18 protein-coding genes are annotated in these 20,414 nt (G+C 43.2%); 11 read left to right on the plus strand and 7 right to left on the minus strand.

Annotated elements, in window-relative coordinates; genetic code table 11:
• Window positions 1-20: 20 nt before the first annotated feature.
• From Q9312_RS17430 to Q9312_RS17440, 3 genes are all read right to left on the minus strand, one after another.
• Window positions 21-815 carry a thioesterase family protein gene (locus tag Q9312_RS17430; protein ID WP_309202135.1) on the minus strand — a complete coding sequence of 265 codons (795 nt, stop codon included), beginning with the start codon at window positions 813-815 and terminating at the stop codon, window positions 21-23.
• A gap of 107 nt (window positions 816-922) precedes the next feature.
• Window positions 923-1,543 (minus strand): LysE family translocator, encoded by a 621-nt coding sequence (locus Q9312_RS17435; protein WP_309202136.1) that lies wholly within the window; start codon window positions 1,541-1,543, stop codon window positions 923-925.
• Window positions 1,544-1,670: 127 nt separating this feature from the next.
• Window positions 1,671-2,306, minus strand: a complete 636-nt coding sequence (locus tag Q9312_RS17440; protein ID WP_309202137.1) for a hypothetical protein — start codon at window positions 2,304-2,306, stop codon at window positions 1,671-1,673.
• A gap of 195 nt (window positions 2,307-2,501) precedes the next feature.
• Here Q9312_RS17440 and Q9312_RS17445 point away from each other — a divergent pair, with 195 nt between their 5' ends.
• The 6 genes from Q9312_RS17445 (at window position 2,502) to Q9312_RS17470 (ending at window position 9,104) form a co-directional block, all read left to right on the plus strand.
• Window positions 2,502-3,719 carry a porin gene (locus tag Q9312_RS17445; RefSeq protein ID WP_309202138.1) on the plus strand — a complete coding sequence of 406 codons (1,218 nt, stop codon included), beginning with the start codon at window positions 2,502-2,504 and terminating at the stop codon, window positions 3,717-3,719.
• A 76-nt stretch (window positions 3,720-3,795) separates the two neighbouring features.
• On the plus strand, window positions 3,796-4,143 hold the full coding sequence (locus tag Q9312_RS17450; RefSeq protein WP_309202139.1) for a type 2 periplasmic-binding domain-containing protein: 348 nt from the start codon (window positions 3,796-3,798) through the stop codon (window positions 4,141-4,143).
• A complete protein-coding gene (locus tag Q9312_RS17455) occupies window positions 4,136-5,704 on the plus strand; it encodes a diguanylate cyclase (RefSeq protein ID WP_309202140.1) in 1,569 nt (522 codons plus the stop codon). The genes Q9312_RS17450 and Q9312_RS17455 overlap by 8 nt, the downstream gene beginning before the upstream one ends.
• A 385-nt stretch (window positions 5,705-6,089) precedes the next feature.
• Window positions 6,090-7,589 (plus strand): putative bifunctional diguanylate cyclase/phosphodiesterase, encoded by a 1,500-nt coding sequence (locus tag Q9312_RS17460; protein ID WP_309202141.1) that lies wholly within the window; start codon window positions 6,090-6,092, stop codon window positions 7,587-7,589.
• Between the two features lie 44 nt (window positions 7,590-7,633).
• Window positions 7,634-8,233: a 5'-deoxynucleotidase gene (gene yfbR / locus Q9312_RS17465; RefSeq protein ID WP_309202142.1), complete on the plus strand. Its 600-nt coding sequence runs from the start codon at window positions 7,634-7,636 to the stop codon at window positions 8,231-8,233.
• Window positions 8,226-9,104: an MBL fold metallo-hydrolase gene (locus Q9312_RS17470; protein WP_309202143.1), complete on the plus strand. Its 879-nt coding sequence runs from the start codon at window positions 8,226-8,228 to the stop codon at window positions 9,102-9,104. Before yfbR ends, Q9312_RS17470 begins: the two co-directional genes overlap by 8 nt.
• Here the strand turns inward: Q9312_RS17470 and Q9312_RS17475 are convergent.
• Both Q9312_RS17475 and Q9312_RS17480 read right to left on the minus strand, forming a co-directional pair.
• A complete protein-coding gene (locus Q9312_RS17475) occupies window positions 9,101-10,177 on the minus strand; it encodes a hypothetical protein (protein WP_309202144.1) in 1,077 nt (358 codons plus the stop codon). The genes Q9312_RS17470 and Q9312_RS17475 overlap by 4 nt on opposite strands.
• Window positions 10,178-10,209: 32 nt before the next feature.
• The gene (locus tag Q9312_RS17480; protein WP_309202145.1) at window positions 10,210-11,838 is read right to left on the minus strand and encodes a tetratricopeptide repeat protein; all 1,629 of its coding nucleotides are present in this window, start codon (window positions 11,836-11,838) and stop codon (window positions 10,210-10,212) included.
• 190 nt (window positions 11,839-12,028) lie between these two features.
• Between Q9312_RS17480 and Q9312_RS17485 the strand changes: the two genes are divergently transcribed.
• Window positions 12,029-13,867, plus strand: a complete 1,839-nt coding sequence (locus Q9312_RS17485; protein WP_309202146.1) for a DUF885 domain-containing protein — start codon at window positions 12,029-12,031, stop codon at window positions 13,865-13,867.
• On the opposite strand, the gene Q9312_RS17490 is transcribed toward Q9312_RS17485, so the two are convergent.
• Window positions 13,842-14,768, minus strand: coding sequence for a DMT family transporter (locus Q9312_RS17490; RefSeq protein ID WP_309202148.1), 927 nt, complete (start codon window positions 14,766-14,768; stop codon window positions 13,842-13,844). The genes Q9312_RS17485 and Q9312_RS17490 overlap by 26 nt on opposite strands.
• Before the next feature lie 178 nt (window positions 14,769-14,946).
• Here Q9312_RS17490 and Q9312_RS17495 point away from each other — a divergent pair, with 178 nt between their 5' ends.
• On the plus strand, window positions 14,947-16,077 hold the full coding sequence (locus tag Q9312_RS17495; RefSeq protein WP_309204523.1) for a cystathionine gamma-lyase: 1,131 nt from the start codon (window positions 14,947-14,949) through the stop codon (window positions 16,075-16,077).
• 480 nt (window positions 16,078-16,557) lie between these two features.
• Window positions 16,558-18,357, plus strand: a complete 1,800-nt coding sequence (locus Q9312_RS17500; protein WP_309202149.1) for an amidohydrolase — start codon at window positions 16,558-16,560, stop codon at window positions 18,355-18,357.
• A gap of 49 nt (window positions 18,358-18,406) precedes the next feature.
• On the opposite strand, the gene Q9312_RS17505 is transcribed toward Q9312_RS17500, so the two are convergent.
• Window positions 18,407-18,913 carry a C40 family peptidase gene (locus Q9312_RS17505; RefSeq protein ID WP_309202150.1) on the minus strand — a complete coding sequence of 169 codons (507 nt, stop codon included), beginning with the start codon at window positions 18,911-18,913 and terminating at the stop codon, window positions 18,407-18,409.
• A 292-nt stretch (window positions 18,914-19,205) separates the two neighbouring features.
• Between Q9312_RS17505 and Q9312_RS17510 the strand changes: the two genes are divergently transcribed.
• Window positions 19,206-19,766: a hypothetical protein gene (locus tag Q9312_RS17510; RefSeq protein ID WP_309202151.1), complete on the plus strand. Its 561-nt coding sequence runs from the start codon at window positions 19,206-19,208 to the stop codon at window positions 19,764-19,766.
• 51 nt (window positions 19,767-19,817) lie between these two features.
• The gene (locus Q9312_RS17515) at window positions 19,818-20,414 is read left to right on the plus strand and encodes a hypothetical protein (protein ID WP_309202152.1); all 597 of its coding nucleotides are present in this window, start codon (window positions 19,818-19,820) and stop codon (window positions 20,412-20,414) included.

Consider the following 20,414-nt stretch of genomic DNA (forward strand, 5'->3'; position numbering starts at 1 on the left):
TCTTCTTGCCAGTAAAGGTTTTAGCCGTCGAAGACCGTATCCGTTTGACGACTGATGGCAAGTAGTTGACCTTGTGGACTCCAAATATTGGCTTCGGTGTGAGAGTAACCATGGTGCGCTTGTCGCGTAATGGCGTCATAACCGACCCAATCGGAAGGAGCAAGGTCAATATTGGTCTCTAATATTTCGAGTTGCCAGCTTAAAGTGCTGGCGGGCTTTGGCCAGCGCAGCATTTGCAAAACTGTCGGGGGCCACGCATCCATTAGGGCGACTAAGTGCGGCAAGGTTATGCTCTTGGGAGTTTTCTTAAATTTCATCCACCCTTGAATGAGTGACTCTTTACTTCCGGTAAATGGAAGCTGACCGCGTTGAGTGTTTAATTGTAAGTGTTTCAAGAACTTAGGGGTTACCCCTGGAATCGGCGGCAAGAAGTCGGCTTTACCGGGAGGGCTAAGCGGAAAAGGTGTGGTGGCTGGAATATGAATTTTTGACTCTCGAGTCGCTCCAAAGCAAGTTTGTGCTTGAACACAAACGTGGCCATCTTGTTCAAGTCGAGTTTGAATCTGGGTAACGTTTTTGCCGTCGCGAAGGTGTTCGACGGTCAGCTTGGCAGGTTGGTCCGTGAATAAAGGTGCTATAAAGTTGACATTCATTACTCGTAAAGGCGCTGGCTTGGCAAGAGCCTGTATTGCTCCTTGCAGGAGAATTGCTCCACTCAGTCCCCCAAACAAGGTTCGACCTTGGCGCCAAGATTTATCAAGCGTTAATTCAGAGTCGAGGGTGAGCTCATTGAGTATAGGGTCGATATCGGACATTTGAATTCTCGTTAGTGCAACTGGTACGACCTTACCAATTGAACAAGCAAAAGAAAAGATTAATCCTTACTAAAAATGCTCTTGTAAAAGCTATTTGCTTAAAAGCGTTAGCTCAATGCCAACCATACACCGACCAGTAAGATTAAACTGCCTGATATTCGGTTTAGCCACTGTAACCGGTCGTGCTTTTCGAGAAGCCTACGCAATGTTTTTCCGCCTGAGGCGTAGAGCATTAAAAAGAAAAACTCACACATCAAGATGATCGCTACCAGTATCGCCAGTTGGGGTGGCATGGCGAGTTCAGGATTAATGAAAGAGGGCAATAGTGAAACGGTGAATGCCCAGCCCTTAGGATTTGCGACCGCCGTAATAAACCCTTGCGCCGCTAACTTTCTGGGAGAGGCGTGAAGCATGGCCGATTCATTATTCAATGCGAGTTTACCGCGAGATTGCCATTGCATTATCCCTAAATACACGAGGTAGGCACCTCCCGCGTATTTTAAGACTTGGAAAGCGAGCGGATAATTCAGCATAATACTGGCGACCCCAATCACCGCTAATACGGCGACTAAACCCACACCGATCAATTCGCCCCACATCATCCACATGGTTCGTCGAACACCAATGCTCATACCCAGCGATAGCGCTAAGGTCATACACATTCCAGGCGTTGCTGAGATAAACATAAACGTTGGGATAAACAGTAATACTAAGCCCAGATCGATCATCGCGTGTTGGCTCCGCTGCACTTCAAATTTCAGCGCCGGAGTTTATCATGAGAGGTGAGCAGTGAACATTGTCGACGCTTGAATTCACACTCAACTAAACGGTCCGTTAGCTGAGTTCAGATTGGTTTTATTGATTGGACTGTTCGGGTTGCTGTTGCTCTGCTTTTTCGACCTTGGGTTCTTCTTTGACCATGCTTTTGGTGAGTGCGTCAAGGGTGGAAGATTTGCTTCTAAAAAAGGGCTCTAATACAACCGCATCATCGGGAAGCCCATTCGACGCAGGCATTGGACTTCGGCTATCAGAAATGCGAATCGCATGTGTGTTGGCTATCCAAGGTAATCTGAGTTTAAACGTGATGGGCGTGGGTGAGTTAAAGTCGCTCTCTGATAACCCTTCGGTCATCTTCGTAAACAGTTTTTCTCCGCTCGCTGACCAATATTCAATGTGCATCATTGGTCTTGAAGTCATGTCTGTCGAGTTGGCCGATGTGGTTATTTTAGACGACTGAAACTGAGCATTAATCGTTTCTGCATCTTCAATCGACAACAAGCCTGACTGCTGCACAAGACTCAAAACTAAGGTAGCGTCTGAAGGTTGATGCGCGTTAGCCGTTTCTTCTGGTTGTTGCGAAGTGGCCGTTTGCTCAGCAACCGGAGCAGGTTCTGCCGCAAACACGGGAGCGAAAGACATTGCCGCCAGACCTAAAATGGTCAATAAGACCAACTTGCTCGAGCCGTATTGAATCAAAGACGATGCTTGCATGGGTAAACCTCATTAAAACGAGTGCCTAGAATATAGCAATATAGGGTAAATCATTGTGACTTTCTTGGCGATTTTAGCGGATCATTTTAAATAAAATAGTCAAAAAACAAGGTCAGTCGCTTGATTTCGATGACTTGCAGTAAAGAGACGGTGTTCTATAGTTTATTTACGCCAATAAATAATCGTGAGCGATATGTGAAGTTACTGATTTTCCTAATATTTCTATTTCCCCTCGGACTTTATGCGAATGAATCCTTTCGACTGAGTGGTTTTGGCAACGTTGCGGCGGTGACCAATGACTCTTCATTGTATGGTTTTCGCAATGATATGGCACAAATTGATGGGCCATTCGATGGAGATACCGATGTTGAAGTTTTATCTAATTTAGGCCTTCAATTAGACATTTCATTGAGCGAGCATCTCGACTGGGTCGCTCAATTGCATTTTTCTGGCCAGCGTGAGCACAATTGGGACCGCAACAATCGTTTATTTTTTCTAAAGTACAAACCGACAGTTAACTGGGAGTTTCGGGTTGGTCGAACCGCGATAGATTTATTTCAACTGAGTGACTATCGAGATATCGATATCGCCTATCCTTGGGTCAAAGTTCCCACCGAAGTGTACGGTGTTATATCGAACCGATCGATCGATGGTGGCGATGTCACCTATAGTGACAATTGGAAGGGCATTCACTTAGAGAGCAAAGTGTTCGCTGGAAGCAGTGAAAACGAGTTCTCGTCGTACGACTACAGTGAGTCGACCAATATTAGAGACATCATGGGCGTACGATTGACGGCTTCTACGCTCGATTGGACATTATCCCTGCGACACTCGGTAGGGACTATCGATAACGATACACCGAGCAACCTTCAACTTGCCTCGCAAATACAACAAGCTGCTCCATTGTGGCCTAATTATCAGCAAGCGATAAATAATCTTGTTTTAAAAGGTGCTTCTCTTAAATACACCTCGGTCGGTGGACAATACCAATTTCCATTGGTCACGGTTATGGCTGAGTTTAACCAAATTGATTCTTCTGCAGCCATGATCAATGGCGTCAATAATGGCTATGTCAGTATTTCGTATCCAATGGAAAAGAATACCTTTTATTTTATTGGTTCCTACTCAGATGCAAAGCGTTATGAATTTTCTGATTCGGTACTTGATCCGGTCACATTAGAACCACTGATTGCCGCGTATCAGCAAACCTTGGATTTCTTCAATATTGATCAAAAAACGCTTTCACTCGGGTGGAACTATGAGTGGTCGAGTAATATTGCTATTGGGGTTCAATGGGACAATACAAAAATTTCTGAAAACGGTGGCGCCTTGTGGTTGGTAAAAGATTATTTTGGTTCGCGACCTGAAGAAACCGTTAATCTTGTAATCGTTAGTGTGAGCTTTAGTTTTTAATATGACTCGGCGACTCTTAATTTTTTTATTCGCTCTAACCATAAGCAGCTCATATGCTGGAGAGCTTCTTGTTGTCGTGCATAAATCCAATCCAACTAAAGAGTTGAATAAAACCCAGCTAATCGATTTGTACATGGGAAAATACGTTGCCTTTCCAAACGGTGAAATCGCTAAGCCAATCGATATTGCTCAGGGAGAAGACGTAAAACAAGTATTTTATAAGCATTTAGTTGGTCTTTCTCTGGCAAGAGTTAATGCTTATTGGTCGCGTTTAAGATTTAGCGGACGAGTACAGCCTCCTCTAGAACTTGAAACCGAGCAGCAAGTGATCGATTACTTGGCTAGTCATCACAATGCGATTGGTTACATTTCAGAAAGAAACTTAACCAAAAATTTAAAAGTAGTGTATCGAATTCATGAATAAAAGTGGATTACTGGTTCGTTTGGCTTTCGTAATTATTTTTGCAGCGCTTGCTGTAGGCTTTGTGACAGGTCAAATTTTCTACCGTATAACTTACCTCGATGAAACGGCGAGCGCAGAACGATCGATCGGACAACTATTTAATTCCGTATCAAGGGCATTGTCAACGGCTGTTTATGTTGGCGATATGGAACTAACGAAAGAAGTGATCGATGGTCTCATGTCAAATGACACGGTTGAAGGCGTAAAAGTAAAGACTGCTCAAAAACAGGAAATGATGTTTGGAAACGTCGGGCTAACCTCTAAAACTTTTATTATTCAGCACCCATTCAGTCCAGAGGCTTCTGTCGGTGAAGTAATTCTATACCCCGACTCTGAAGTCATCTCAAACCGAGCCAAGGCAATTGGCTTTGCAAATGCGAAGACACTCTTTGTGCAAGCGGCATTTCTAACGATCGTTGCGATTTTTATTGCGTATTATCTTATCACACGTCCGATGATCAATATTTCGAAAGAGCTCCACAAAATAGAGCCCGGTCAAGCACATCGAATCGATATCCCAGAGTTTCACAAAAGCAGCGAACTCGGCCTGTTGGTGAATGATATTAATAATCTCTTAGAACGTTCAGAGGCTCAGTTAAAAGAAGAGCGAGGTCTGAGAAAAGAAATTGAAAAGTTAGAGCAACGTTTTCGAATGCTGTTTGACAATTCGGTTTCACCGATTGTCCTACTAGAACCGAAAGGAAATATTCTACTGTTTAATGACTCCTTCAATCAATTGGTTTCTCGAGCAGGGTTGAAGTTTAAAAGAAATTTTGGTGAGCTTCTGGTTGAGCTTTTTGTTGACGGTGAGTTAGCCATTGGCGCACTAAAGGAGTCTTTGAGTAATGATGAGTTAGCCACTGGCGAATTAAGAATTGCAGCACAAACTGATGCAGAAATATGGGTGCATTTGGTGGTGGTTTCAATAGTCTCTGAAGATTATCGAAAGTATTACCAAATTACTATGCATGATATTTCGAAAAGGAGAGTGGAGCTAGAATTGCTTAATCAGCAGGCATCTTACGATGGATTAACAAAACTTTATAATCGACAATATGCGGAATCTAAATTAAGTGCAATGATAACCCTAAAGCAAACCTTTGTCATTGTGCTTATCGATTTGAACGGTTTTAAAAAGGTGAATGATGAGCATGGTCATGAGGCTGGAGACGAACTTTTGGTTCACGTCGCGAAGCAAATTAAAGCATGTGTTCGACAAGACGATATGGCATGCCGCTGGGGCGGTGATGAGTTTGTTTTGATCTTGAATCTAAATGCCAAAGATCCCGTGTTGCGTATTGCTGAACAGCTCAATGAACGCATTACTGCGCCTTACTTTCTTTCTAAAGTTAAAAAACAAGTAACGGTCGGAGCCAGTATGGGCGTCGCATTATATCCTCAAGATGGCGATACCATGGATCTAGTTTTGCATCGTGCTGATGATGCCATGTATCAAGTTAAGCGAGAGAAAGAAACAAACCCGAATATGTTTATCAAGTTCTTCGAGCATCGGACAGGGTAACGATGTCTTTCGAGCAAAAAACTGGTTTCTCATTGTTCACGATTCAAAGTGACACAGAAAGAGTCAATTATCTTCGAAGAACACTTCTCTCGATCATTATCCTTTTAGTCTTGGTGTTAACGAACAACATTGTCTTTAATCAAGCGCAGTGGGTATACGAATTAATTTTTTGCGCTGTCTTTTTCGGCTTCTTGTATTATTTTTGTGCTCCCGATACGGTTAATATAGTTGCCGCTGTTGCTTTATGGACAGTAACTATTCTGGCCTCTTACTTTGGTTGGATGAATGATGGTCTGTATGATACTTCTATAGTGATATTCCCGTGTATTTTAATATTTTCTTCATTTCTCGGGGGGTGGTACTCACCGTTTCTCTGGTCATCTATATGTTGGCAACGCTCTATTTTTTCGCTTACGCCATGTCGGAAGGAATGATGTTAGGCGATTTACAAATGGACTCTTCTCCATGGGGTAAAGCGAATAACCTGGCGTTGATACTCGTTTTGTATGGAGTCAGTATCGCGATTATTGTACGGTTTGTGCGGGTGATTTTACGTCGCCTTTGGCTTGAGAGCACGCGCAGTGAGAAGATTAAAGCCAGAGCTCAGAAACTCGTAGAATATGATTTATTAACCCGCTTACCGAATGAAACACTGTGCAAGCAGCAATTTGAAAAGTATATGCACGACAGCCTCTTGGTTGATCAACTGGTGGCGGTGATAACGCTTGATTTGAATAACTTTAAAGTCATCAATTCAAGTATGGGGCACGAAATTGGCGATAAAGTCATTTGTGAACTGGCCATGCGTTTTGAAGATTTGAGTTTTGCACAAGCAGAAGCATTTCGAAACACTGGGAGCGAGTTTGTCTTCTTGCTGCAATCTGAGGACTATGATTCAGCCATTGAATTTTGTCAGAGACTTTTGCAGTTGATCGGTGAACCGATTCAAATTCTTGAATATGAAGTAGAGCTATCCGGATCACTGGGTGTGGCTTTCGCTCCTTTTGACGGGACCAGTTACCATGTTTTAAGGCAGAAGTCTCATACCGCATTAAGTCATGCTAAAGAAGATCACGACGCAGGGTTTAAAATTTATGAGTCAGAAATGGACGCTTTTATTCGTGACCGATTGCGTTTGATAAAAGAATTGAAAATTGCAATTGAACAGGAGCAATTTCAACTATGGTATCAGCCGAAGGTGGAGCTATCGAGCGGAAAAATACTCGGGGCAGAGTCATTAATTCGCTGGGTAAAGCCTGATGGCAAAGTGATCTCGCCCTTTCATTTCATTTCGGTCGCGGAAGAATCTGGGTTGATCGCCGATATCGGTAATTGGGTGATAACCCAATCGATTGCCGACTGTAGTCGCTGGCATCAAATGGGGTTTGAAATCTCTGTAGCGATTAATCTCTCACCAGGTCAATTTCGTCGGGGTGATATAGTAAGTACGGTGTCAAAAGCACTAAATTACGCTGAATTAGCTCCAGAGTATGTTGAACTAGAGATTACTGAGTCATTGTTTGTCGAAGACGATAATTCGACCAAGGATCAGTTAGATATGCTAGTGAATCGCGGAATGTCGATTGCGATTGATGACTTTGGAACCGGCTACTCAAACCTTAATTATCTGAATAAATTCAATGCCTCTACGCTAAAAATTGATATGTCGTTTATTCGTAATATGACGAATGACAAACGTCAGCAGCATATTGTCGATGCGATTGTGCAAATGAGTAAAGCAATGGGTCTTAAGAATGTCGCTGAAGGCGTCGAAGATGAAGCAACGTCGACACTGCTTCAGTCTCTCGGATGTGAAGTTGCACAAGGGTATTTTTGGTCCAAGCCGGTACCTTTTGAAGAATTTGTTCACTTTCTCAAGCAGTAGAAATTCGTTACTATTACGCTTCCATTACTTGAATTATATTGATTATGATTAAAAGTCACTTTTTTGCTTACATTAGTAAGATTCGCTGGCTACAACGCTGGGGATTGAAGCGTAATACGCAATCAGAAAATGTTATGGAGCACTCCTGGGAAGTTGCTACCATTGCTCATGCATTAGGCTTGATTCGTAACAAACGTTTTTCGGGAAATATTGACGCAAATGCGTTAGCGGTTGCGGCAATGTACCACGATGTCAGTGAAGTAATAACGGGAGATATGCCATCTCCCATAAAGTACCATTCTCGAGAAATTACAGACGCGTATAAGTCAATTGAGCATCAGGCCGAACAGGAATTATTTTCTCTTCTTCCGGATGAATTGAAATCAGATTATGAAGCGGTACTATTAGAAAAAAACTTAACGGACGAGCAGCATCTATTAATTAAAGCTGCCGATACCATTTCTGCTTACATAAAATGTCAATTAGAAATCAATGCAGGAAATCAAGAATTTGTTAAAGCAGCCGAGCAGATAAGTGCTAAGCTACAAACCTTTGCGTTACCCGAAGTTGACTACTTTATGCAAGTCTTCTTCGACAGCTACTCGTTAACGCTCGATGAACTTATGAACTCAAACAATGAATAATCGAATTAGCCGACAGCCACGACGCCTACTCTTTTTTTGGGCGTTATTGTTAAGTGTTAGCCTCGCAAACGTTGCAATACCTGTTTTTGCGCATGGTTCGAGTATTCGCTACTTGGCTAATGAAGGCGTCATGGTTTCTTCAACCCAGGGTAAAGTGCTCTTTGATCCTTTCTTTCATAACGATTTTGGACAATATCAAAAGGTACCTGAAGCCATTCGAAATCAATTGTTCAATCAGTTGCCTCCTTTCGATGGCATCGACTTTATTGTCATTAGTCACGCTCACGAAGATCACTTTTCGCCCGAAGATGTTCTTCGATACTTAACTTTAAATAATCGGTGTCGATTGGTCGCCCCTCAGCAAGCGGTTGCCATCTTGAAGTTAGAGCCATCTTTCAATCTAGTAGCCGATAGAGTCGTAAGTGTGAATTTGCAAAAAGGGCAAGTAGCCTTTGAGCAACGGATTGGAGCGGTTGACTTTTCCGCGGTTAGAATTCCACATGCCGGTTGGCCGGGAAGAGCCGATATTGAAAATTTAATAGTCAGAGTCCAATTGGGCGACTCGAGTGTGATGCACTTTGGAGACGCCGATCCGGCAATGATGCATTTTATTGAGCAAAAGCCTTTTTTTGCTCGAAAGGCGCTTGATTTAGCTCTGCCTCCCTATTGGTTCTTAACCAGAGAGTCTGGTATCAATATTTTGAATGAAATTATAAAACCAAGCCAGATTATTGGCATTCATGTTCCTGTGACCGTGCCGGTTTTGCTTAGTCAATCAACGTACGACTTCTTCTCCCGACCTGGAGAGTTGCGACTTATTATCAACAAGAATGACAATCAAAGCGTTAAAAACAACCCTAAAAAGAACTAATTATTCTTCCGAAATCCAAACCCAAATCGTTTCTTCGTCAATTTGTCAGACGTTGATTTAAGCGCTTTACTCCACTCAAAAGCTTTCATTGGCTGACAATTTAAAAGGCGTTTAAAAAAGCTAGATTGAGTGCCTGGTTCGTGCTGCGATAAAAGCCTAACGATAGCTTTCGCTCGTTCTTGTGGCGTTCGGTTGGGTCGGTTTATTGAGTAGCTGTTCAATATTTTTGATAGACCACGATCTTTAAACCCAAGGGCAGACCAAGGAATGTCGAGCTGAGAGCTTCGCCATGCGAGTTTCTCAAAGTGTGGAAATAGGCAAATAAAATGTTGTCGTTCAATGTAAGGGTCATTGTGACTGATGACACTTTCAACATTCTCCATAATGGTATTAACTCTGTCTTGATTGAGAGCCTCTATTGACTCAATGCCATGACTAGCAGATAGTCGAGAAACTGCTGCAATCGGGATAGGCTTTTTTGTTTTTCGACTGCCATGATATTCATCAAGTATTTTGATTACCGTGTCGTTATTCCGACAATATTGAAAGCTCACAAGCGCTAACTCAAATAGTTCATCGTCTTCAGTTTTTCCGGTATAGGCCGCGCAAACTGTCACCATTTTTATAGCATCAATAGGTTTGTTGGTTGGATTAATAATGTCTCTAGGCGTTAACTTTTCTCTTTCTTGAGATGTTTCTGTTGTATTCCAAATCGATTCTGAGCCTGACTCATCTTGCAAACGAAGCGGAGTTTTTGATGCTTCTTTGACAGAGGGTTCATTCTGAGTATTTAAATTGAGTTTGTCGATTTGCCTTTGTTCATGTTGTGCAGCTTTGGCTTCAGATAGTTGTCTTTCAACGAGAGCTAAGTCTTCATGTACCGCTCTTCCTAAATCAAGAAATCGTTGTAATACATTTATTTCTTTTGCATAGTCCAGCTCACTATTATACAGACGCGCGAGTGTAAGGTAATTATCACAAGAAACCAGAGTATCATTCTTGGCGGCTTGCTTTTCACCGGTAACAATTTTTTCAATCAGAGAATGAGCGACTTTTCTCGTTAAAGCTTTCATTATCAACCTTAAAATATATTTTATTATTCTAATTAATTATTCTTGTTCGAAATACTTTGGGTAAGTCGAGTTAAATAGCGGCGCACGAGAGGCTGTAAATTCTTTGGCTGGTCTTGCAGCAATTCCGTTAGCTCCTCATCAGTAACATAGTTTATCGATTGGCGAAAGCTATTTTTGTGCTGTCGAAGTTTTTCGAGTTGCTTCAAAATTGAGTCTGTGTCGTTAAAGCCGATTAAATCAGTAACAGATTGAGATGACAGTAGATTCAAGTGAGCTTCGAATATTGAGTCAGGACTAGCTGAAGGAGCTTGTTGCAATAAATGAGTCATTTTCGAGCAAGCGGTAAACACTGTGTTGCCTAAGTCGTTGTTGGTGATAAAGGCGTGTCCTTCCGATGTAAAGCTGGTGAATTCGATGATTTCTTTGGCGCCCGATTTTCTGGTAACTAGTGACGTTAGCCAGTCCTTAAATGACGAATCTTTTCGTGCAAGGCTATAGCAGGTTGCGACATGTTGAAAGTTGCTTGATAGAAAAATTCTGACCAATGTCGGTTGCTTCAATTTAGCTAAGAGTCCCTTAGGTTCAAAATCGCCAACGTAAGAAAAGTCAAAGCGTGCAAGTGATTGTTCAACTTTTTCGCAGAACTTATTTTGTTGACTTGAATACAATTCATTGTCGGTTGGTTTAAAGTTGTACTCAGGCTCAATCGTTGTGTTAATGATTTCTTGTGCGATGGTTAATGCCGTTTGTTTACTTTGATCATCGCCAATTTCTTCAATCAGCGCATACCAATCTTCATCGTTATCTATTTGATTGCGTTGGTCGCTTGACTTAAGCTCGTTGTCAATTTCAACAGGCGATGTGACGGGGGCGGAGTGGGTTTTGCTCGGTTGATGTTCTTGATGGGAGCTGCTTGGTACGACTGCTTTACCTCCGGTCCGGCAGATTTGAATTTGTTGTCTAATGAACTCTATTTGGTCAGTTTGGCTCTCCGATAAACATTTTAATGCGAGTTGATAATCATTGATCGCTGATTCAAAATTCTGTAACTGCTGGTTTACATTGGCTCGTTGATACCACCATTGCCATTGCTTAGCTGATATTTTTAGAGCCTGCGAGAGATCGTGAAGAGCAAGTTTCAAGGGCCTAATGGCAAAGTCGTTTCCTTGCGGATCCCTAATCTTATCTTCATTGTCGGACGGCGATTGAGCAATCCTTTGATAGAGTTGAGCGCGCTCGACTAACATCTCTGCTTTCTGTTCAGGGAATAAGCTAAATAGGTGTTCAAACCAGTCATGCATCTTTGAAGTTTGATTTAACGTGTACAACACCTGAGCTTTCGTTAAATGAAGTTCTAAACTTTGAGAGAGTTGTTTGGTGGCTTTATTAAGGACTCGTAGAGCATCTATCGGCTCGTCTTGTTCAAGGTAAAGTTTCGATAACTTTATCCAATGACTCGCTACTTCAGGTTCACTTTTTATATTGTGCGTTATAACCGCTTTCGCTTTGTTCCACTGCTGAAGAGCGATAAAACTATCAACAATGATTTGATTGACGCGATCGTCAAGTCGATTAGTCTTGTAAAAAGGGAGTAAATGTTTAATCGCCGCGGTAGGGTTCCCGTCGTCCAAACACTTCTCAGCAGTCGCTAAGGCATCCATATTGGCATTCACAATCAGTGGTATTCACAGTCGATATTTTGCGTCTTTTATATCAGAAATAGCGCATTGAAAGTAGAGACCCATTCTCATAATTACACGCTTGGTTGCAAAATAACCAGGTGTAAACTCGCACCAAGAAGCCGCGCCTGTTAAAACTAACTTGTAAGCTCTCAAAACAAGGAGATGGCTAATGGCTAAGTATTGCGTATTAATCTCAGTGATTTGGCTGCTTTGGGGCTGTGGTAGTTCAAATTCGAACAATCCCCCTGACTTAGCATCGGTTGAGTTACCCGAAGTGATTGAGTACGACCTCCAGCCAACGGTCGAAGTTATCGATGCTGCGGAGCAACAGCTGGAAGGATTAACCGTCACCGCTTTCATGGATCAATCATTTGCGCTTTTAGAACGTCGCAGCATCGATGATGTTATTGGAGCAAATAGAGAGAGTGAGTTTTCAGATCTCCCATTACATTTGTCAAATATTTCAGATGAGTACTATTTACAGAGCATCGCCTTAAAATCATTCATTTTACAATCGCTGATAAACTATGATCTCACGGCCGAATCCGAGGAAACGAAAATTGGAGCCGCGATCTTTCGGCAATGGCTAGAAAGAGAGGTTGAAGCGGGTGACTACTATTTGCTGAGTTTTCCCGGAACCGCATATTTAGTTGGTTGGCCAAGTCAAACAGAATCTTACTTTACTCAAGTTCTAACCCTAGATAGTTCTGAACAAGTCGCGCGCTATTTAACCTTATTGAATCAAGTTGCACTACGGTTCGCACAAATTGAAACATTAGTGACTGTTCGAGCCAATGCTGGAATCATCGAGCCTTCGTATACATTACAACCTTCGATAGATTATCTACAAAGTTTGGCAGACGTTCCTTACAATGAGCATCCTTTTTATCGACGTTTGCAAACGGCATTGCAAAGTGGGTTAGGGCTAACCGCAACAGAGCGCGACGAAGCTTTATTACTTGCCGCTGCAATGATAGAGAGAAGAGTTAAACCGGCTTATTTATCATTAGTGCAAACCTTGAATAGCTATTCTGAACAAGCGCCCGATGAAATAGGCTTTTCACAATTTCCTAATGGGGCAGCGTTTTATCAATCTCAGTTGAATTACTTTACCGAAACGGAGCAAACCGCGGAGCAAGTTCATCAGTTAGGTCTCGACCAAATGGTTGCGATTCATCAGCAAATGCGTGAGCGATTTGCACTGCTAGGATATCCTTCGACGGGCTCAATCGCCCAGCTAATTAATCGAGCTAGGAATGAGTCTGGTGTGATACGTAGCCAATCGGCGGTCACTTTTTTCGAAAACTTAATCGCTGAAGCCTATGCTCAACTTCCGTTAGCATTTAATCAAATACCCATTACGCCTGTTATCGTTGTCGGTGGCCCGACTGGTGGCTATTACATCGCTGGGTCTGATGATGGGAGTCGTCCAGGTGCTTTTTATGCGCAAACGAATCAAGATTTAAATTATTTAACCATGCCGACACTGGCCTATCACGAAGCCATTCCTGGACACCATTTGCAAATCGCTTTGTCACAAGAGTTACAGCTCCCTAGATATCGACGTGAAATACGATTTACTTCTTTTATTGAAGGTTGGGGATTGTACGCTGAGCGATTGGCCTTTGACTTGGGATGGTATCAGGACGATATTTACGGTGACTTAGGAAGACTACAGTTTGAGGCGATGCGAGCTTCTCGACTGGTCATTGATACTGGTATTCATGCATTAGGGTGGAGCGTTCAACAAGCTCAAAATTATTCTCAAACCAATGTTGGGTTTGCCGCGAGTCTACCAAGGTACAGTGTTTGGCCCGGACAAGCGACAGCTTACACCAGCGGTTCGTTAAAGTTACTTGAATTGAGGCAGCAGGCGCAAGACCAGTTAGGTAACGATTTCGATTACGGCGACTTTCACGACGCGGTTTTAAAAAATGGCTCAGTGTCTTTACGACAGGTTGAAGAATCGGTTAACCAATACATTATGACGACTTTGACTCAGCCTTAATGGATTTGGGTGCTAAACTGACTAACGCGATACCACCCAGTATAAGGGCTCCTGCAGTCATTAAACCGAAACTCACGGGCTCATTCACGACCACGACACCTCCGAACATAGCCAGTAAAGGTACGCTGAGTTGGCTCACTGCCGCGGAGGGAACCGAAAGCCGTGGTAAAACGAAATACCAAACCGCGTAGCCTAAGCCAGACGCCAAGGCACCAGAAGCAACTGCCCACAGCATGCCACTAAGACTTAACTCGGCGAACCATACCGTGACTATGAAGAGTGCGATACAAAGAGGGATGGTTCCAACAAAGTTTTCCGCAGTGTCTCGTAGCGGAGACTGTGATTGCTTGCCATCGAGCGTGTATATGGCCCACGCAATTCCAGAGCCAATCATCATTAATGTTCCAAGCAATGAGGGTTGTGCAAGTCCTGGAAGAAGCAAAAGAATTAACCCCGTCAAAGAAATTGCGATACCAAACCATTCCAGTTGATTCAGCTGATTGCCTTTGTAGAGTTGATAACCAACCATTGTGAGTTGTACGGTGACAAATAAAATTAACGCGCCGGTCGCCGTTGTCAAGGTTTGATACGCGAGTGAAAAGAGTAGCGCGTAGCAAAACAACATGAGTGGAGCGATCCATAACTTTCTAGATTTTAAAGGACGTAAAATTAAGTGTTTAGGTTTTTCGGGCTTATTTAAAAACTGCGCTAAAACGAACAATAACGCGGCGCCTGAAAGCAGGCGAATAATAGTAAAACTCGCCGCGTCAATACTGTCACTACCGAGAGCCAACCGACAAAGAACAGAGTTTGCGGCAAAAGCCAGTAGCGCGACCACCACCATAAGCAGTGTGGTTAATTTGTAATGGATGGTTTGGTTCACCGATTCAGAAGGCTTCATAAACTCTCGAGCTCTAACCATTGTGGATTAAGCATACCATGAAATATTTATTTAAACAGGTTTCACTTCGCTTGTTCGTGTAAGAACGTGTTTGTAAAACAAAGGGTTTTAAACTTGGGCGGTTCAGTTAAACTGCTAGAGTTGCGAAGGCCGCACAACGTTAAAGGAAAGGTGAGTGATGACCAGCAAAGATACTCCAAGATTAAATGACCAGTTGATTGAACATGCTATCCGAGGTGGGCAACAGCGAGACAATGGCCAAGCTATTTCTCAGAGTCCAGTTTTCTCTAGCACCTTTCATTTGAAAGGTGAGACAAACTCGGCTAAGGATCAGTATGGTCGGTTCGATAATCCTAGCTGGCGCTCTTTAGAGCAACAACTGACTTTGTTGGAGGGCGGCGAAGCTTTAATCTTTCCATCCGGAATGGCGGCAGTCAGCGCCGTTTTTATGTCGTTATTGCAATCTGGCGACCGGCTAATCATGCCGAGTGACGGTTATTACGCCTCTCGTGCTTTTGTAGAGAATTTTCTGAGTCCTTTGGGAGTTGAATTGCGTGTCTGCTCGACGTTAGAGATGCTGCAGCAAGATCTCAATGACGTTCGAATGGTATTTGTAGAAAGCCCGAGCAATCCAATGCTGGACGTCGTTGATATTCAAGCACTGGCCGATAAAGCAAACCAAGCGAATTGTTTATTGGTGATTGATAACACAACATTATCGCCCATTGGGCAGCAACCATTACGGTTGGGAGCCGATATATCGGTTTGCTCTGACACAAAATCAGTGAACGGTCACTCGGATACTTTATTTGGTCACATTGCCGTAAACGATGAGCAACATTATCAGCGAATTCGACAGTGGCGAACCCTTTCTGGCGCCATACCAGGGCCAATGGAAACCTGGCTGGTGCAACGAGGTCTGGCAACCCTCGATATGCGCTTAGAGAGAATGACAGAGTCTGCCATGATTCTGGCAGAAAACTTACAACATCATGAACACGTTAGGCATGTTCGATATCCAGGTTTACCGCAAGACCCGTCGCATCAGCTGGCAAAAATGCAACAAGCAAATTTTGGATCGATTGTAAGCTTTGACTTAGGCTCGAAAGTCCGAGCGGAGCAATTCCTCTCGAACCTAAATTTAGTGATGGAAGCCACCAGCTTTGGCGGGTTGCACTCAATGGCTGAACGACGAGCGCGTTGGGGAACCGATAATGTTGCTGAAGGACTCATTCGTTTGAGTTTAGGCTGCGAACCGGCGACGTTAATTTGGCAAGATATTGAGCAAGCTTTAGGTCGACTTGATTAAACGAGTGACGGAGCATCGGGTTAGATGAATGGATCAGTGCGCAAAGGACACGTCTTGAAGCTTATAGGAGTATTGCCACTGGCTCTGGAGCAGCCAGTGGCAAACAAACTTAGTCCTTTAGTAAAAATATCCTTGTTCAATAATTCGTCAAAAATTCAACTTATCGCAAGCTTCGATGTTTGTAGAGCATTATCGCCGACTAATTTCTAAAATGCGGATGGTCTTCATTATCCGAAAAGATATATCTCAAGAAATGGATATTTTTTATTGGAAAGAATATGTTAGTTTTAGCCATCATGCAGTGCGCTTTCGAATTCAAAGCGAGCGAATCTAAGTGAGACTTTTCAGACGTTTTTCTGATGGTTTTTAAGGAACTACAGGAGTCTCAAATTCGCCTTTAATATTTGAAAAATGGATGTTTATTAAAACCGAGTTTATCGGTTGACTGATCGAGTTTAGATGATCGCTAAGGAGTATCTAATGCGGCGAGAATGGTTTGGAGTTTTAATTGCTCTGTCCTTGATTTGTGCTTGTGAGCCAGTGGATAACGGCCCTTCGAGTTATGCAGGGCGATATGATGCAAAAAGTCTTTCTCAGCCTCCTGTTGCCGATAGAATTTTCATCAATGGAAACGTATACAGCTTTTCATGGAAACAACCCAATGGGAATGGCATTAGCGATGTCTCTGCACCGAAGCACTCTGATCAGTGGTTAGCTGATGCTCAAGCGATTGCTATTAGCGGTGGCAAAGTGTTGGCTGTCGGGGCAAACGATGATATTCGTCACTATGCTAACGAACTAACTGAAGTGATCGATTTAAAGAATGCGACCGTCATTCCTGGTTTAATCGATTCCCATGTTCACATCGAGCAATTAAGCAATCGACTGAATGAAGTTGATCTTGTCGGTAGTGAAACTCCGTCGGAAGTCGTTTCACGTATTCAAAACTATTTGCAGAAAAACCCGAAAAGCATCGATCAGTGGATTATTGGCTATGGATGGGATGAAGGCGCTTGGAACGGTCAATACCCTGACCGTAAACTCTTAGATCGCTATTTTCCAGATCACGCGGTGGTATTGAAAGGACGTCATGGTTTTGCGCTTTGGGCTAACTCGCAAGCATTGGTCGAATCGAATATAGATGCCCGAACGGAAGCGCCGGTCGGAGGGCAAATACTGAAGGATGCGCAAGGCTTACCGAGTGGCATTTTACTTAACCGAGCGACGGACCTCATTTTAAAAAGCATTCCTAAACCATCGAGTGAGCAGTTTGAAGATAGTTTATTGCGGGCCTTTGAAGAAATGGCTCGAAGTGGATATGTCGCAATTCATCAGGCGGGAGCTGACCGCCATTTACTAACCGCCTTGCAGAATTTATCGGAAAGAGATCAACTGCCATTGAGAGTGTATGTTTTATTGTCATCGCGCGACCCTGAGTTGATGCAACAATGGTTATCGGCTGGGCCGAGCAAAGACCCCAATGGTTTTCTTGATATTGGTGGTGTGAAAGCCTACTACGATGGTTCGCTTGGCGCGCGTGGCGCATTGTTAATTGATGATTATACCGACAAACATGGGGTTACTGGGGTCGGTGGCGTGGACTATCAATTCCCGCGAGAATTAGTCACCGCCGCGATTCAGAGAGGTTTCCAACTGGCTATTCACGCTATTGGCGATGCCGGGAATCGACAAGTGCTCGACTTATACCAAGAGCAATACTCGCTTAATCCAAGTATTAGACAGAATCGTCATCGAATTGAACATGCGCAAGTTTTATCTGAAACTGACTTGGCGCGTTTTTCAGAGCTAGATATTATCGCGTCAATGCAACCGGCTCATGCGGTCGAAGATAGACTTTGGGCTGAACGGCGCTTAGGTCGAAAGCGAATGCAACACGCGTATGCTTGGCGAAGCTTACGGCAGCATCAGGTTGATGTGCTGCTTAACTCTGACGCACCCGGATCCGATCATTCTTTCTTTTACGGTTTGCATTCTGCGGTAACTCGGCAAGATAAAATGCATCAACCAACGAATGGCTGGTATGCCGGGCAGGCGCTGACGGCTGAAGAAGTGGTCTTTGGTTATACTCGATGGCCTGCTTATGCAGCTTTTCGAGAATTGCAAAGTGGACAGATCGCTCCTGGCTATTGGGCTGATTTTACGGTGGTCGATCGAGATATATTAAACGTTGCTGAACAAAGTCCTCCGGCATTGCTTGATGGCTTAGTTGTGATGACGATTGTTAATGGTCGGCTAGTGTATCGTGAGGGGCAAATCTAATAACCAATTTCTTGATCATAAGCGTTGCTTTTTCTAATCGAGAACTGGGTTATGGAATCACTCGTCTAGCCTGCCAGTAGTGCTTTTGCCAGTAAGGATTATCGAGTCTTGAAATGGTCACTCCGATACGAGTTGAAGCGTGCATGAAGTGATTGTCGTCGATGAAAACACCGACATGACGTGTCTTTATGTCGGTTTTAAAAAAAACTAAGTCCCCGAAGCGCAGGTCAGAAAAGGCAATCGTCATTCCTTCTTTTGATTGCAAGTAAGTCGTTCTGGCAACCGATTGTTTAAACACTTGCTGCATGGCTACGTACACAAAGCCTGAGCAATCTATACCATTGCGGCTTAGCCCGCCGAGTCGATAAGGTGTTCCGCGCCAACTTTGATAAAAAGCCATTAACTGTTGTTTTTGAGAGAGTTGATTGGCCGTTAACGGCGGTTTGCTCCGCGGTTTTTGAGCGGAGGGTCTCGTCGCTGTTTTCGACTCATTTGACGGAGTTGATTGGCAAGCGACGATTAAGGTTCCGATAGTTATTATGATTAAAAAACGCATGTTCTCAGTTTAGCAGTTTGCAATGCTAAATTCTTATTTTAATTAACTCTGTTCCTGCCCTTCACTTTCGACCTGCGATTTTCCAATCTAAAAGGTGCTATCAGAGATTGTTGAGTGCCAAAAGCTGCGGTAACACTCTGTGTAATATCGTGTAATACCTAAAATGAATCGTTTCCTCCATAGTTTCAATCAAGGCTTGGTTGCGAAGGTGTTGTGACCGAAACCTTGAGTCACTTGTCCGGCACTTGGTGGCTGGATTTATTTAACGTAATGGAAATTTATGGAGATTATCATGAGTACTGCATCACCCAATATTACACTTATCAACGATACCGCTTACGTCGCTCAATTTGTTGTTCGAAAGGGCGACCAAGTAATTGCTCGAATTCCAGGTGTCGAGCCAAAAGGAAAGATCCAAGTGCCTACGGCGGATAGTTATCAAGTTAGAGCTACGACCATTCTAAATAAAAACACTTATCAAACGGCACCGAAAAGTGCCAACCCCGGCGATAAGTTTCTTGCGCAAGTTTTACAAATTTCAGATCAAGGAACTTACGATTTTCAAATCGTTGAAGGAGCTGGCTCTAAGCCGGATTCAATGGAGTTTGAATCGACCACTAACACGCCAGTCATTTTTAATGTGATGAAAGATGGTAAGCCACTGCAAAGTGTTACGGTAAGTGACAACTTCAACAGTGAATCATTGTATGTCGGCAGTAACTTCTACATCTATGCCGTTATCAATGGTGTCACTACGGCTACTTTAAATACCAATGATGGTTCAGCTGTCATTAGTGCCGAAAATAACACCTCAGCACTTGAAGCGGACTACTTCCACTTAGAACTTAACTAGGTGACAGGGCCGCGATTTCAATCGCGGCCGCTACTTTTAGGAAAGAGCAAGATGGACGCTCATCAGTTAGTGATCACAAATTTAACGAAGCATCACGCGCATATTCGTTTAAAAATGGCTGCAGTTACCATTTGTGAACAAATAATCTCAGCCTACTGTGAAGTCAGACTTGATAACATCTTAAATCCATTTGCCAATTTTTCGTGTGGTTGTCTCGTTGTGCAAGACGCTAAAACGATAAACCTATTGCCACTCGATTCTCAGTACAGTAATGGTTGGTTTCGGTTAATCAATCGCCAAGTAGGGGCGTTATCTTGTCTTGAGCTAACTCAAACAAGTTACTCAAAACTCAGTCGAGTGCTGCTGGAAAACTCGACGAGCATTGCTGCTCGATTCTTTGTTAAATCCAATGATTCGCTTGCCAGTTTTCAGCTAACTGTACCGGCCAATGCAAGAAACGAAGTTAATTTGGCGCAAAGCATTAAGCTGGATGTCACCGTCAATGGCCTAACTCAATCGATCGTTAACTTGCCTCAAAGCTCAGCTCATTTTGTACTTAAAAAATGCCTAACAGAAGAGGGAGTGTTGGGGGGGGTTGCAATCGAGCAATCAGCTGAGTTTAAGTTTAGCGATTATAAATCGCGATGA

This window comes from Pleionea litopenaei, from assembly GCF_031198435.1.
GTDB lineage: Bacteria > Pseudomonadota > Gammaproteobacteria > Enterobacterales > Kangiellaceae > Pleionea > Pleionea litopenaei.